This is a genomic window from Pseudomonas sp. GW821-FHT01E10 (genome assembly GCF_059422365.1).
The window spans coordinates 62,786-76,279 of sequence record NZ_JBWKWT010000010.1 but is presented as its reverse complement, the minus strand read 5'-3'; the positions used below and the strand labels follow the sequence as shown (position 1 = coordinate 76,279).

Genomic DNA, 13,494 nt, shown 5'->3' with positions numbered 1-13,494 from the left:
TTTTCGTGAACGAGCTTTCATCATGCACAGACGTCACTTGCTCAACCTGATTCTGGCCAGCGCGGCCTTTGCGTTACCTTTTGGTGTGTCGGCCACGCAAATTCGCAATGCACGACTGTGGCGTTCGGACGACAAGCTGCGACTGGTGTTCGATCTGAGCGGGCCGGTGCAGTACAAAACTTTTTCCCTGAGTGCTCCGGAGCGGCTGATCATCGATCTGAGTGGCGCCAACTTCAGTGGCGACTTCAGTCAGCTGGCGCTCGACAACTCGGTGATTCGCGCGATCCGTTCCGGGCATTTCGGTCAGGGCGATACGCGGATCGTCCTCGACCTCAGCGGTCCGGTGCAGCTCAACAGCTTCCTGTTGCCACCACAGGATGGGCAGGGGCACCGATTGGTGCTCGATCTGAAGGCCATTGCTCCGCTACAGATCGCGGCGGCGCCGTCGGAAAAACGTGAGCCCATCATCGACAAGGCTCATCCCAAGCGCGACGTCATTGTGGTGGTCGACCCTGGTCACGGCGGCAAAGACCCGGGCGCGGTCGGCGCCAAAGGTGAGCGGGAGAAAGACGTGGTGCTATCGATCGCCCAGCTGTTGGCCAAGAGGCTGAAGCGTGAAAAGGGCTTCGACGTGAAACTGGTGCGTAACGATGACTTCTTCGTCCCACTGCGCAAGCGCGTGGAGATCGCCCGCAAGCACAAGGCCGACATGTTCATTTCGGTCCATGCGGACGCAGCGCCGCGTCTCACTGCTTCAGGTGCGTCGGTGTACTGCCTGTCCGAAGGCGGCGCGACCTCGGCCACGGCGCGCTTCATGGCGCAACGTGAGAACGGCGCGGACCTGTTGGGCGCCACCAGCCTGCTCAATCTCAAGGACAAGGATCCGATGCTCGCCGGGGTGATTCTCGACATGTCGATGAACGCCACCATCGCCGCCAGTTTGCAGTTGGGCAACACGGTGCTCGGCAGTCTGGCGGGCATTACCACGCTGCATCAGAAGCGTGTGGAACAGGCGGGTTTCGCCGTGCTGAAATCGCCGGATGTGCCATCGATTCTGGTGGAAACCGGCTTTATCTCGAACGCCCGCGACAGCCAGCGACTGGTGACGGCGCGGCATCAGCAGGCGGTGGCTGATGGCTTGTTCGACGGCTTGCAGCGTTACTTTCAGAAGAATCCCCCAATGAACAGCTACATCGCCTGGCAGCAGGAGCAGAAGAAGGCACAGGCCTAGCAACCGGTCATCCGGCTGCAGGTGAACTTCGCGCTGCTGCCCCCGGAACTGGAGAACCGATTGATGGTTGTCCAGCCAACCCGGCGGTTGTAACCGACCCAGGCTTCGCCATCGGATGCGAGGCCGGTAAAGAACGTCAGTTGCCCGTAGCGGCTGTTGGTTTGCGCCCAATGGCGTTTGCCGGCCACTTCAAAGCCGCGCAAGTAGATCGTGCTACCGACGGTGTTAACGCTGTAGGCATTGCCGTCGGCATCCACGCAGGCCAGCAGATTGGCGCTACGGGTGCATTTGGCCAGGCTTGGGATCTGTCCCCAGGCTTCGACCGCAATCAGCAGCGAAAGGCTCAACAGCGAGAATCTCAGAGCGTTTCCCATGGCATTTCTCAAGGGGCGGACGGGTTAAAGCATCGTGCCCTTTGTCGTTGTGGGCAAGAGGGGGAGTGGCTTGTTTGTGTTGTTATACTATAACATAAATTAAGCCCGACATTGCGACCGGGCATCCCTGTGAGGAATACCTGATGCCCAATCGTCTTCCCGTGACCGTCCTGTCGGGCTTTCTCGGCGCCGGAAAAAGTACACTGCTGAATTACGTACTACGTAATCGCGATAATCTGCGGGTCGCGGTGATCGTCAACGACATGAGCGAAATCAACATCGATGGCAGTGAAGTTCAACGCGATGTCAGCCTGAACCGTGCCGAAGAAAAACTCGTGGAAATGAGCAACGGTTGCATTTGCTGTACGTTGCGCGAAGACCTGCTCGAAGAAGTCAGCAAACTCGCCAGGGACGGTCGTTTCGATTATCTGCTGATCGAGTCCACCGGCATTTCCGAGCCGCTGCCCGTGGCGGAAACCTTCACCTTTCGCGATGAAGAAGGGCAGAGCCTGGCCGACATTGCGCGGCTCGACACCATGGTCACCGTGGTCGACGGCATGAACTTCCTGCTCGACTACCAAGCCGCCGAAAGCCTCGCTTCCCGTGGTGAAACCCTGGGCGAGGAGGACGAGCGCTCGATCACTGACCTGTTGATCGAGCAGATCGAATTCGCCGACGTGATCCTGATCAGCAAGATCGATTTGATCAGCAGCCGCGAACGCCAGGAGCTGATCGCGATCCTCGAACGGCTCAATGCCCAGGCCGAGATCATTCCGATGGTCATGGGCGAGGTGCCACTCAAGAAGATCCTCAACACTGGGCGTTTCGACTTCGAGAAGGCCGCTCAGGCACCAGGATGGTTACAGGAATTGCGCGGTGAACACGTGCCGGAAACCGAGGAGTACGGTATTGCCTCCACGGCTTATCGGGCGCGGCGACCGTTTCATCCGCAGCGTTTTTTCAGCTTCATCGATCGCCCGTGGGTGAACGGCAAACTGCTGCGTTCCAAGGGCTTTTTCTGGCTGGCCAGCAAACACATGGATGCCGGTAGCTGGTCCCAGGCCGGTGGCTTGATGCGACACGGGTTTGCCGGGCGCTGGTGGCGTTTCGTGCCGAAAAGCCAGTGGCCGCAGGATGAAGAAAGTACCGCCGGGATCATGGAAAACTGGACGGCCGCCACCGGCGATTGCCGGCAGGAACTGGTGTTTATCGGCCAGAACATCGACTTTGCACAACTCACCGCCGAACTTGATAACTGCCTGCTGACGGATGATGAAATGGCCCTGGGCGTCGAGGGTTGGCGGCTGTTGCCCGATCCGTTCGGTCTCTGGCACGAAGAGGCGGCTGCCTGATGCTGGCGCCCAGTCTGAAGCGGCGACCGCTCATTGCTCAGGTTCAAGGTGAAACGCCAAAGGTGCTGACCGGGATTCTGGACGACGGTGTGAACCTCGCCCTCTGGCAACGCCAACTGCCGGCGCATATAGCCGATTTCGGTCGCTTGCTGTTGTCCCTGAACCAGCCGCTGGCCGAGTCGCTTTCTCTTGAAATGGCCAGTGAAGACACTGAACCCAATCTCCACGGTTTAGCCTCAGGCTTCAGCGATCTTGAAGGTTACGAAGGCTTTATCGCCGACGTTTCCTGGCTGGTCAGCGCGTTCGCCTGCCTGTTGGGTGCCCAACGCATCGGCCTGCGCCTGCGGGTTCTGGACAAAGCCATGTGCCCGCGTTTCCATGTCGATCATGTGCCGGTGCGGTTGATCACCACCTACGCCGGGATCGGCAGCCAGTGGCTGAAAGAAGGGGCGATGGATCGCCGCCGATTAGGCGAGCCTGACGCCGAACCCCAGGATGATTCGCTGATCCAGCGTATCTCCAGCGGCGAAGTGGCGCTGCTCAAGGGAGAGAAGTGGCACGGCAACGAAGGTTTCGGCTTGATACACCGTTCGCCGCAGCCGGCACCGGGCGAGCGTCGTTTGATCCTGACCCTCGACTGGCTGGGCTGACAGCTCAAGGTTTGAGCCAGGTTCCCTGGCTCTGGGCTTCGCAAAACGGCTTCAGATACGCCGCATCGGTGGCCACGCCGTAATAGTGAATATCCTGCCGGTAAGGCATATTGGCGACTTGAGCGTTGCTGCATACCCCGAACGCGCCGGCGGGGCATTGGTCGACGTACTGCACCTCGACTTTCTGCCCGGCCAGATTCGGCTGGCAGAAGCCGTCGGTGAACAGTTTTTCCGGGATGTTGCGGTTCTGCTGGCAGACCTTCACGTCCAGCCGCTCAGCCGTACTATGTACCACGCAGGCCTGGGCCAGCGCTTCACCCGACGTGAGTGCCAGAAGCAACGACCATCCCATCAACCGCATCCTTTACCTCCTCAGAAAACTTCGACCATGTTGCAGAACATTCCCACCCACGTTATCGCCGGCCCGCTGGGTGCCGGCAAGACCAGCCTGATCAAGCACCTGCTGGCGCAGCGGCCGGCCGGTGAGCGCTGGGCGGTGCTGATCAACGAGTTCGGCCAGATCGGCCTGGATGCTGCGCTGCTGACCCAGGACGTCGATGGTATCGCACTGGGGGAAGTGGCCGGGGGGTGTTTGTGTTGCGTCAATGGTGCGCCGTTTCAGGTCGGCCTCGGGCGGCTGCTGCGCAAGGCACGACCGGATCGACTGTTCATCGAGCCCTCCGGGCTGGGGCATCCGGCGCAGTTGCTCAGGCAATTGAGCGAGGCGCCGTGGCAAGGCGTCCTGGTGGTGCAGCCTTGCGTGCTGGTGCTGGACGCCCAGGCGCTCGCGGCTGGAAAACCGCTGCCAGCGGCGCAACTGCAAGCCTTGGACAGTGCCGGGTTGCTGTTGCTGAACAAGGCAGAAAGCCTCGACGACAGTGATCGCCAGCGAGTTGTCGCACAGTTGCCGTCGCGTCCTTTGTACTGGACGCAGCAAGCTGTCTTGCCGCTGAGCGAGTTACCGGGCCTCAAGGCTCAGGCTGTCGCGGGTGTGGATAACTTCATCGTGCCCAAGGGGCTGGCACAGATGCCGGCCATCTGGACTGACCCTGCGCAGCCGATTTGCTTGAGTCAGGCGCAAGAGGGTGGCTGGAGCGTCGGCTGGCGCTGGCATCCGAGTCAGACATTCGATGCCGTGCTTGTCGGAAAGTGGCTTGAGAGCCTTGAATGGCTGCGGGCGAAGCTGGTTATCCACAGCGTCGAAGGTTGGGTGTCGGCCAACGCGCTGAATAACTCGTTACTGGATTGGCAACCCAGCGAATGGCGACGGGATTCGCGCATCGAGCTGATTTTCAGTGAAGTGCAGGATGTTGAGTCGCTGCAAAGAGATCTGGCCGATTGCCGGTCGGTTTGAAGATCAAAAAATCGCAGGCTGCGATCTTTTGATCTTCAGGGACGCCACTTGGTGTGTTCTTGCCGCCACTGGCTCAATTCAATCACCTCGGCGCTGGGTTTTGCGACTTCGACCACCGGCGGTGTGTCGTCGAATGGCATTGGATAGGGCGCGAGCTCGATGTGTGCGCTATGGGCGCCGAACTGAGTGATGGTGCCGTTGTGGCGGGTTTCGCCGGTCACGGTAAATTCGAAGTTATACACACGGGCCAGGCGCCGACGGCCGTTGGCGTCTTTAATGAAAGCGATCTTCTTCAAGGCTACGTTGCCGTCCAGCAGCTCGATCCGCAGCTTGGCGCAATGCTGCTGAACCCGCTCCAGTGCGCGTTCGCGCAAGCCGTGGTTGTGCCACAGCCATGCGCCACCGGTGGCGAGCAGCATCAGCACGAAGATATTTCCTAGGGTCAGCATCAACAGGGTGCTCCAACAAGATAGTGTCAGCTTAACTGCGTCTCTGGTCTGTCGTACAGGCTGCGTTTAGTCGCATACTGCGCGGCTCGAATTTCAATCGGTTTATGGAAAACTCACCGCATGAAACGTACGCCCCATCTGCTCGCCATCCAGTCCCATGTGGTGTTCGGCCACGCTGGCAACAGCGCCGCGGTTTTCCCGATGCAGCGGGTCGGGGTGAACGTCTGGCCGCTCAATACCGTGCAGTTCTCCAACCACACGCAATATGGCCAGTGGGCCGGGGAAGTGCTGGCCCCGCATCAGATTCCGGAGTTGGTGGAGGGCATCGCGGCGATTGGCGAACTGGGCAACTGCGACGCCGTGTTGTCCGGCTACCTCGGCAGCGCGGCTCAGGGGCGGGCGATTCTGGCGGGAGTGGAGCGAATCAAATCGATCAATCCCAAAGCCTTGTACCTCTGCGATCCGGTGATGGGCCATCCGGAGAAGGGCTGCAGTGTTCCAGCCGAAGTCAGCGATTTCCTGCTGGAAGAGGCGGCGTTAGCCGACTTCATGTGCCCGAATCAGCTGGAGCTGAACAGCTTCTCGGGGCGCAAGGCGCAGTCACTGTTCGATTGCCTGGCCATGGCGCGGGCGCTGCTGGCGCGCGGTCCGAAGGCGGTGTTGGTCAAGCATCTGGACTATCCCGGCAAACTGACGGATGGCTTCGAGATGTTGCTGGTGACCGCTGAAGGCAGCTGGCACTTGCGTCGGCCGTTGCTGGCGTTCCCGCGTCAGCCGGTGGGCGTTGGCGATCTGACTTCCGGGCTGTTCCTGGCGCGTGTGCTGCTGGGTGACAGTCTGCTGAGCGCCTTCGAATTCACCGCGGCGGCGGTGCATGAAGTGCTGCTGGAAACCCAGGCGTGTGCCAGCTATGAGCTGGAACTGGTGCGGGCGCAGGACCGGATCGCCCATCCCCGGGTGCGGTTCGAGGCGGTAGCGATCAGTTTGTAACGGTGTGGCGGTAGAAAAGATCGCAGCCTTCGGCAGCTCCTGCGCGTCTGTGGGCGCTGCCCAGGCTGCGATCTTTTGCTTTAAGCGTCGCCCTTGATTTCCTGATAGCGCTTTTCCAGTTCCTGACGAATCTGCCGACGCTGCTGGGCCTGCATGTACCGACGCTTGTCTTCGCTGTTCTGCGGTTGCAGTGGCGGGACGGAGGCCGGTTTACGCTGGTCATCCACCGCGACCATGGTGAAGAAGCAGCTGTTGGTGTGGCGCACCGAGCGCTCGCGAATGTTCTCGGTCACGACCTTGATGCCCACTTCCATCGAGGTATTACCGGTGTAGTTGACCGAGGCCAGAAAGGTCACCAGCTCACCGACATGAATCGGCTCGCGGAAGATCACCTGATCCACCGACAAGGTCACTACGTAACGGCCGGCATACCGGCTGGCGCAAGCGTAGGCCACTTCATCGAGGTATTTGAGCAGGGTGCCGCCGTGGACATTGCCAGAGAAGTTGGCCATGTCGGGGGTCATCAATACCGTCATCGACAGCTGGGCGTTTCCGGGTTCCATAACGTACTCACGGGTTCAAGGCAGGGTTTGGGGGGCACCTCTGTGGGTGCTTGTCGGTGTTTTTCAAACCAACAGTTATCGGGACGCCGGGCGGGGAGGCGCCGTCACGCCCGAAGCGATCTGTTTCCATATATTGCACCGTCTTTGCGCCGGAAGTCGTGGTGTTACCCTTCAAAAGCCCACCCCCGAAGGAGCCACACACCATGCATGCCATCAGTTTCATTCAGGATCTGGCAGTGATCATGTTGATCGCGGGTGTGGTGACCGTGCTCTTTCATCGTCTCAAACAACCGGTGGTGCTCGGCTACATCGTCGCCGGTTTCATTATCGGCCCGCACACGCCGCCCTTCGGCCTGATCCACGACGAAGAAACCATCAAGACCCTCGCCGAGCTCGGGGTGATTTTCCTGATGTTCTGCCTGGGGCTGGAGTTCAGCCTGCGCAAGCTGTTCAAGGTCGGCGCCACGGCGTTTATCGCGGCTTTCCTGGAAATCGTCCTGATGATCTGGATCGGCTACGAAATCGGCCGCTGGTTCGACTGGAATACCATGGATTCGCTGTTCCTCGGCGCGATCCTGGCGATTTCCTCGACCACCATCATCGTCAAGGCGCTCAACGACCTGAAGATGAAGAACGAGCGTTTTGCGCAGTTGATCTTCGGCGTACTGATCGTCGAGGACATCCTCGGTATCGGCATCATCGCCTTGCTGTCGAGCATCGCCGTCAGCGGCACGGTCAGTTCCGGCGAAGTCTTTTCCACCGTTGGCAAGCTTTCCCTGTTCATGATTGTCGCACTGGTCATCGGTATTCTGCTGGTGCCGCGACTACTGGCCTATGTGGCGAAATTCGAAAGCAACGAGATGTTGCTGATTACCGTGCTGGGCCTGTGTTTCGGCTTCTGCCTGCTGGTGGTCAAGCTTGAATACAGCATGGTTCTCGGCGCGTTCCTGATCGGTGCGATCATGGCCGAATCGCGCCAGCTGCTGAAGATCGAGCAGTTGATCGAGCCGGTTCGCGACCTGTTCAGTGCGATCTTCTTCGTCGCCATCGGCCTGATGCTCGACCCGATGATCCTGCTGCAATACGCCTGGCCGATTGCGGTGATCACTGTGGCGGTAGTGCTGGGCAAGATGCTGTCCTGCGGCCTTGGCGCGTTTATCGCCGGCAATGACGGACGCACCTCACTGCGCGTGGGGATGGGGCTTTCACAGATTGGCGAATTCTCTTTCATCATCGCCGCGCTGGGCATGACGCTGCAGGTCACCAGCAGCTTTCTCTATCCGGTGGCTGTGGCCGTCTCGGTGATCACCACGCTGTTGACGCCCTATCTGATCCGCGCGGCCGATCCGCTGTCGATCAAGCTTGCTGCCGTGATGCCGCAGCGCCTGGCTCGTGTGCTGGGGATGTATGGCGAATGGCTGCGCAGCATCCAGCCTCAGGGCGAGGGCGCGCTGTTGGCGTCGATGATTCGGCGGATTCTGTTGCAGGTGGGGGTCAATCTGGCGCTGGTGGTTGCGATCTTTTTATCGGGCGCCTTCTTCGCCGAGCGCATGTCCGTTTACCTGCAAGACTGGATCAGCGACCCGAGCTGGCAGAAAGCGTTGATCTGGGGTGGGGCGTTGCTGTTGTCGCTGCCGTTCCTGATCGCCGCCTATCGCAAGCTCAAGGCGCTGTCGATGCTGCTGGCAGAAATGGGGGTGAAGTCGGAGATGGCCGGCCGCCACACGCAGCGAGTGCGTCGGGTGATCGCCGAAGTGATCCCGATCCTCTCGCTGCTGGTGATTTTCCTGCTGCTGGCGGCCTTGTCGGCCAGTATTCTGCCGACCAACAAGTTGCTGGTGCTGATTGTCGTGGTCGCGGCTGGGATAGCGGCGCTGCTCTGGCGCTGGTTCATCCGCGTGCATACGCGGATGCAGGTGGCCTTGCTGGAAACCCTGGATAACCACAAGGATTCGTCCGAGCATTGAGCGTGACGAGTCCCTGTAGCAGCTGCCGAAGGCTGCGTTCGACTGCGCAGCAGTCGCCAATCAGGCTACGAGGTGATTCAGGTTAACCGAGTGTCAGGGTTTACGACTGCTTCGCAGCCGAACGCAGGCTGCGCCAGCTGCTACAAAAAATCGTGCAGGGGTACATCAGCTTTCCAGCCAGACGTCCCGTGCCCAGTGCCAGACCGATTCCCAGGTTTCTTCGGCGAGTAACTCTTCTTCGGCCAGCCACAACACCACGGTGCCGTCTTCTTCGACGCAGTAGTAGTTGTCACCGTCCTGGCAGATCGGGATCAGGCTGCGATCAACACCAGCGTCCCAGGCGTTGGCGGCAACGTCCGGCAGGTAGGTGTGGGATTGCGGGTCGGTGACGGTCACCGGCTCCAGGCTGCCGTAGACTACATCGCTGACGGTCAGCAGAAATTCTCTGAATACGAAGGGAATGTCGATGAACAGTTGTTCTTCGATTTCTACCAGCAGATCTTCGTCGGGCAACTCCAAGGGGACCGGTACCGGTTCGTTGGCTTCACGCAGTTGTTCGATGATTTCTTCCACGTCCGGGATCCTCTTGCTTGATGGCGCGGTTTAGTTTGGGCGGTTTATACAGTAGCTCGCTATAGATGCAACCGTGAAATAGAAAACCCCGGCAGAGCCGGGGTTTTCATTACAGCATGCGAAACGCGGAGTTATCAGCCGTTCTGGCGGATACCTGCGACCAGCCAAGGCTGGTTTTCGCCCTGTGGACGTTCCATGTTCCAGCTTTCGCTGAACACTTCGCCCTGGTCGAAACGCGAGGTCTTCGACACGCCGCTGAAGGTCAGGGTGGCGATGGTCTTGTCCGCACGGTCATCAACGCCGTCCAGTTGTACCTGGAGGTTGTCGATGTAGGTCGACTGGAAGCCGTCGCCCAGGTCGGCACGTTCGCGCTTGAGGAACTCCAGCAGTTGCGGGGTCACGAACTCGGCGATCTTGTCCATTTCGTTGGCGTCCCAGTGCTGTTGCAGGGACTGGAAATGGTTGCGCGCGGCTTCAACGAAGCGCTGTTCGTTGAACCAGGCCGGAGCATTGATCACTGGACGGGCAACAGGTGCGGCCGAACCGCCGAAGATCGAACCCATGGCTGGCTTCTGCTCGAACACTTCACGTTGCATCGGCGCGCCGGCCGGAGCCATATGCTCCTGCTGTTTGCGACGACGAGCGGCAATGAAGCGGAAGACCAGGAAGGCGATGACCGCCATGATCAGGATGTCGAAGAACTGCATACCCTGGAAGCCGCCGCCCATGAACATGGAAGCCAGCAGGCCACCGGCCGCGATACCGGCCAGAGGGCCGAGCCAACGCGAAGCACCGCCGGCCTTGGCGGCAGCGCCAGCGGCACCGGCCGCGCCGGCAGTGGCGGCTGCACCGCCCACGCCAGGAGAAGAAGGAGCCATTTGGCTGGTCTGGTGAGTCGGCGCAGCGCCGACACTCTTGCCGCCACCAAAGCGCTTGGCGTTGGCGTCCAGGCTCATCGTCAGGCCGATGCACAACGCCATGGCGATGCTAAGAAAACGTTTCATAAAGGGAATTCCCATTTGTGGATGGCACGCGCGCCATGTTGCACAGCTGAAGTGTTACTGGCTAGCGGCAGAGTGTTTCGGGCTTTTGCCTGACAGGTTGTGTTCAGCTTCAGTCAGCGCAATAAGGCCTGTTAGCGTTAGTCTGTAGGACGAGTGGACAGCTTCTGTAGGAAGGATGCCTAGCGCCGCAGCGCCAGCATGACGACACCGGCCGTAATCAGGCCGATTCCGCCCCATTGGCGCAGGTCGAGTTTTTCGCCCAGCAGGATTACGCCGAGCACCGCCACCAGCACCACGCTGAGCTTGTCCACCGGAGCGACCAACGAGGCCGGCCCCAGTTTCAGCGCGCGGAAGTAGCAGATCCACGAGGCACCGGTGGCCAGTCCCGACAGCAGCAGGAACAGGTAGCTCCTGGCCGAGATCGATCCTAATGACTGATATTGGCCCGTGGCGTACAAAATCAAGGCCAGGCTGACCAAAACCACCACCGTGCGCAGCAGCGTGGCGAAGTCCGAGTTAACGTTTTCGATGCCGATTTTGGCGAAAATCGCGGTCATGGCGGCAAACGCCGCCGACATCAGGGCCCAGAATGTCCAGGAAGAAAAGAAACCCGAGCCCATGTTTTCGCGCCTTTCATAAGATCAATCTGAAACACAGAACCTTGTGGGAGCGAGCAGGCTCGCCCCCACAGTAAATCACTGGCAGGTTTTAGATCGCTTCCAGCTTGGCGTAACCGAGCATCAGCCACTTGCTGCCTTCGCTGAAGTTCACCTGCACCCGCGCCTGAGCACCGGCGCCTTCGAAATTCAGGATCACACCGTCGCCGAACACCGAATGCCGCACAGTCTGGCCGAGGCTGAACCCGGTGTCCGGGATCTCGCTGCCGCCGAACAGGCTGCTGGAACTCTGCTGCTGGCCTCCGCCGAACGGACGGCTGACGCTGTTGGACAGTCGCACTTCCTGGATCAGGCCTTTCGGCACTTCACGTACGAAACGCGACACCTTGTTGTAGGTCTCGCTGCCGTACAAGCGTCGGGTTTCAGCATAAGTCAGCACCAGGTTCTGCATCGCCCGGGTGATACCGACATAGGCCAGACGACGCTCTTCTTCAAGGCGACCGGGTTCTTCCAGGCTCATTTTGTGCGGAAACAGGCCTTCTTCCATGCCCACCAGGAACACGTAAGGGAATTCCAGGCCCTTGGCGCTGTGCAGGGTCATCAACTGAATGCTGTCTTCGTGCTCGTCGGCCTGGGTGTCCCCGGCCTCCAGCGAGGCGTGGCCGAGGAATGCCGCCAGTGGCGATTGCTCTTCGTCCTCTTCCGGGTTTTCGAAGTTGCGCGCGGCGCTGACCAGTTCCTCAAGGTTTTCTACCCGGGCCTGGCCTTTCTCGCCTTTTTCCGCCTGGTGGTAGGCGATCAGCCCCGACTGCTCGATGACGGTCTGGGTCATCAGGTGCAGTGGCATTTCCATGCACTTGGCGGCGAGGTTCTCGATCAGCTCCATAAACGCCCCAAGTGCACCGGCAGCGCGCCCGGTCAGGCCCTTGTTGGCCACCAGCTGACGCATGGCTTCCCACATCGACACGTCGCTGTGGCGCGCATGATCGCGAATCGCTTCGACGGTTTTTTCGCCGATGCCACGGGCCGGAACGTTGATCACCCGCTCCAGGGCCGCATCGTTGCCACGGCCTTCCAACAAACGCAGGTAAGCCATGGCGTTCTTGATTTCTGCCCGTTCGAAGAAGCGCTGACCACCATAAATGCGGTACGGGATGCGCTCGCGCAGCAAGGCTTCTTCCAAAACGCGCGATTGGGCGTTGGAGCGGTACAGAATCGCGATATCACTGCGAGCCAAGCCGGTTTTCAGCGCGCTTTCAATGGTTTCAACCACGTAGCGTGCTTCATCGTGTTCGTTGAACGCGGCGTACAGATTGATCGCTTCGCCTTCGCCACCATCGGTCCACAGCTCCTTGCCCATGCGCCCGGTGTTGTTGGCGATCAGGGCGTTGGCGGCCTTGAGGATCCCGGCGGTGGAGCGGTAGTTCTGCTCCAGACGAATGATCTCGGCATCCGGGAAGTCGTCGGAATACTGATAGATGTTCTCGATTTTCGCGCCGCGCCAGCCATAGATCGACTGATCGTCGTCGCCGACCACCATCAGGCTGTCGCCACCCTTGGCCAGCAGACGCAGCCAGGCGTACTGCACGGCGTTGGTGTCCTGGAACTCGTCCACCAGAATGTGCCGGAAGCGCTTCTGGTAATGGGCGAGCAGGCCCGGGTGGTCGCGCCACAGATCGAGGGCGCGCAGCAGCAGTTCGGAGAAGTCGATGACGCCGGCGCGCAGGCACGCAGCCTCGTAGGCTTCATAAATGCTGCGCATGGTCGCCAGGAACAGATCGCCGCTGGCTTGAATATGTTGTGGACGCAGACCTTCGTCTTTCTGCCCGTTGATGAACCACTGGGCCTGCCGGGCCGGCCAGCGTTGCTCGTCCAGGCCCAGCTCACGGATCACCCGCTTGACCAGCCGTTGCTGGTCGTCGCTGTCGAGAATCTGGAAGGTCTGGCTCAGGCCCGCCTCTTGCCAGTGCGCCCGCAATAAGCGGTGTGCCAGGCCGTGGAAGGTGCCGACCCACATGCCGGCCGGGTTGATACCCATCAGCTGCTCGATGCGATGACGCATCTCGGCAGCGGCCTTGTTGGTGAAGGTCACCGACAGAATGGAGTGGGGCGAGGCGTTTTCGACCTGGATCAACCAGGCGATACGGTGCACCAGCACTCGGGTTTTACCGGAGCCAGCACCGGCCAGGACCAACTGACGACCCACGGAGGCAGCTACGGCCTGGCGTTGGGCATCGTTGAGGGAGTTCAGCAGAAGGGAGAGATCATCGCGCATCGGGGCATTCTAGGGTGCGACGTCACACCGGGCAAACCGAGCTTTGCATTAGCCGATGAAAGAAGCACCGATGACGACCGGTCGGTCACTGGCTG

General features: G+C 60.1%; 14 protein-coding genes. 6 read left to right on the top strand and 8 right to left on the bottom strand.

Going from position 1 to position 13,494, the window contains the following annotated elements; all coding sequences use genetic code 11:
• Positions 1-22 precede the first annotated feature (22 nt).
• A complete protein-coding gene (locus AC07V0_RS18445) occupies positions 23-1,231 on the top strand; it encodes an N-acetylmuramoyl-L-alanine amidase (protein ID WP_086945229.1) in 1,209 nt (402 codons plus the stop codon).
• Here the strand turns inward: AC07V0_RS18445 and AC07V0_RS18440 are convergent.
• Positions 1,228-1,605: a glutamine synthetase gene (locus tag AC07V0_RS18440; protein WP_086945228.1), complete on the bottom strand. Its 378-nt coding sequence runs from the start codon at positions 1,603-1,605 to the stop codon at positions 1,228-1,230. The two genes, AC07V0_RS18445 and AC07V0_RS18440, sit on opposite strands and share 4 nt — an antisense overlap.
• 143 nt (positions 1,606-1,748) lie before the next feature.
• Here AC07V0_RS18440 and zigA point away from each other — a divergent pair, with 143 nt between their 5' ends.
• Together zigA and AC07V0_RS18430 are read left to right on the top strand one after the other, a co-directional pair.
• Entirely contained in the window at positions 1,749-2,957 is a 1,209-nt protein-coding gene (gene zigA / locus AC07V0_RS18435; protein WP_086945227.1) for a zinc metallochaperone GTPase ZigA, read from the top strand.
• Positions 2,957-3,607: a DUF1826 domain-containing protein gene (locus AC07V0_RS18430; RefSeq protein WP_086945226.1), complete on the top strand. Its 651-nt coding sequence runs from the start codon at positions 2,957-2,959 to the stop codon at positions 3,605-3,607. Before zigA ends, AC07V0_RS18430 begins: the two co-directional genes overlap by 1 nt.
• Positions 3,608-3,611: 4 nt before the next feature.
• Here AC07V0_RS18430 and AC07V0_RS18425 read toward each other — a convergent pair whose 3' ends face one another.
• Positions 3,612-3,968 (bottom strand): NADH:ubiquinone oxidoreductase, encoded by a 357-nt coding sequence (locus tag AC07V0_RS18425; RefSeq protein ID WP_111453092.1) that lies wholly within the window; start codon positions 3,966-3,968, stop codon positions 3,612-3,614.
• A 27-nt stretch (positions 3,969-3,995) separates the two neighbouring features.
• Between AC07V0_RS18425 and AC07V0_RS18420 the strand changes: the two genes are divergently transcribed.
• Entirely contained in the window at positions 3,996-4,961 is a 966-nt protein-coding gene (locus AC07V0_RS18420) for a CobW family GTP-binding protein (protein ID WP_086945224.1), read from the top strand.
• A 35-nt stretch (positions 4,962-4,996) separates the two neighbouring features.
• On the opposite strand, the gene AC07V0_RS18415 is transcribed toward AC07V0_RS18420, so the two are convergent.
• The gene (locus tag AC07V0_RS18415) at positions 4,997-5,410 is read right to left on the bottom strand and encodes a DUF3301 domain-containing protein (protein ID WP_064621161.1); all 414 of its coding nucleotides are present in this window, start codon (positions 5,408-5,410) and stop codon (positions 4,997-4,999) included.
• A 120-nt stretch (positions 5,411-5,530) separates the two neighbouring features.
• Between AC07V0_RS18415 and pdxY the strand changes: the two genes are divergently transcribed.
• A complete protein-coding gene (gene pdxY, locus AC07V0_RS18410; protein ID WP_495019805.1) occupies positions 5,531-6,400 on the top strand; it encodes a pyridoxal kinase PdxY in 870 nt (289 codons plus the stop codon).
• An 80-nt stretch (positions 6,401-6,480) separates the two neighbouring features.
• Here the strand turns inward: pdxY and AC07V0_RS18405 are convergent, their stop codons facing one another.
• Positions 6,481-6,963 carry an acyl-CoA thioesterase gene (locus tag AC07V0_RS18405; RefSeq protein ID WP_007934430.1) on the bottom strand — a complete coding sequence of 161 codons (483 nt, stop codon included), beginning with the start codon at positions 6,961-6,963 and terminating at the stop codon, positions 6,481-6,483.
• A 203-nt stretch (positions 6,964-7,166) separates the two neighbouring features.
• On the opposite strand from AC07V0_RS18405, the gene AC07V0_RS18400 reads away from it, so the two are divergent.
• Complete coding sequence (locus tag AC07V0_RS18400; protein ID WP_086945223.1) at positions 7,167-8,930, top strand: cation:proton antiporter; 1,764 nt, start codon at positions 7,167-7,169, stop codon at positions 8,928-8,930.
• 165 nt (positions 8,931-9,095) lie between these two features.
• Here AC07V0_RS18400 and AC07V0_RS18395 read toward each other — a convergent pair whose 3' ends face one another.
• The 4 genes from AC07V0_RS18395 to uvrD all read right to left on the bottom strand — a co-directional run bounded on the left by AC07V0_RS18395 (position 9,096) and on the right by uvrD (position 13,399).
• Complete coding sequence (locus AC07V0_RS18395) at positions 9,096-9,503, bottom strand: SMI1/KNR4 family protein (RefSeq protein WP_007934432.1); 408 nt, start codon at positions 9,501-9,503, stop codon at positions 9,096-9,098.
• A 134-nt stretch (positions 9,504-9,637) separates the two neighbouring features.
• Positions 9,638-10,507 (bottom strand): Tim44 domain-containing protein, encoded by an 870-nt coding sequence (locus tag AC07V0_RS18390; protein WP_086945222.1) that lies wholly within the window; start codon positions 10,505-10,507, stop codon positions 9,638-9,640.
• Positions 10,508-10,686: 179 nt separating this feature from the next.
• Positions 10,687-11,127: an EamA family transporter gene (locus tag AC07V0_RS18385; RefSeq protein ID WP_007934436.1), complete on the bottom strand. Its 441-nt coding sequence runs from the start codon at positions 11,125-11,127 to the stop codon at positions 10,687-10,689.
• Positions 11,128-11,215: 88 nt separating this feature from the next.
• Positions 11,216-13,399: a DNA helicase II gene (uvrD, locus tag AC07V0_RS18380; protein ID WP_007934438.1), complete on the bottom strand. Its 2,184-nt coding sequence runs from the start codon at positions 13,397-13,399 to the stop codon at positions 11,216-11,218.
• Between the last annotated feature and the right edge of the window lie 95 nt (positions 13,400-13,494).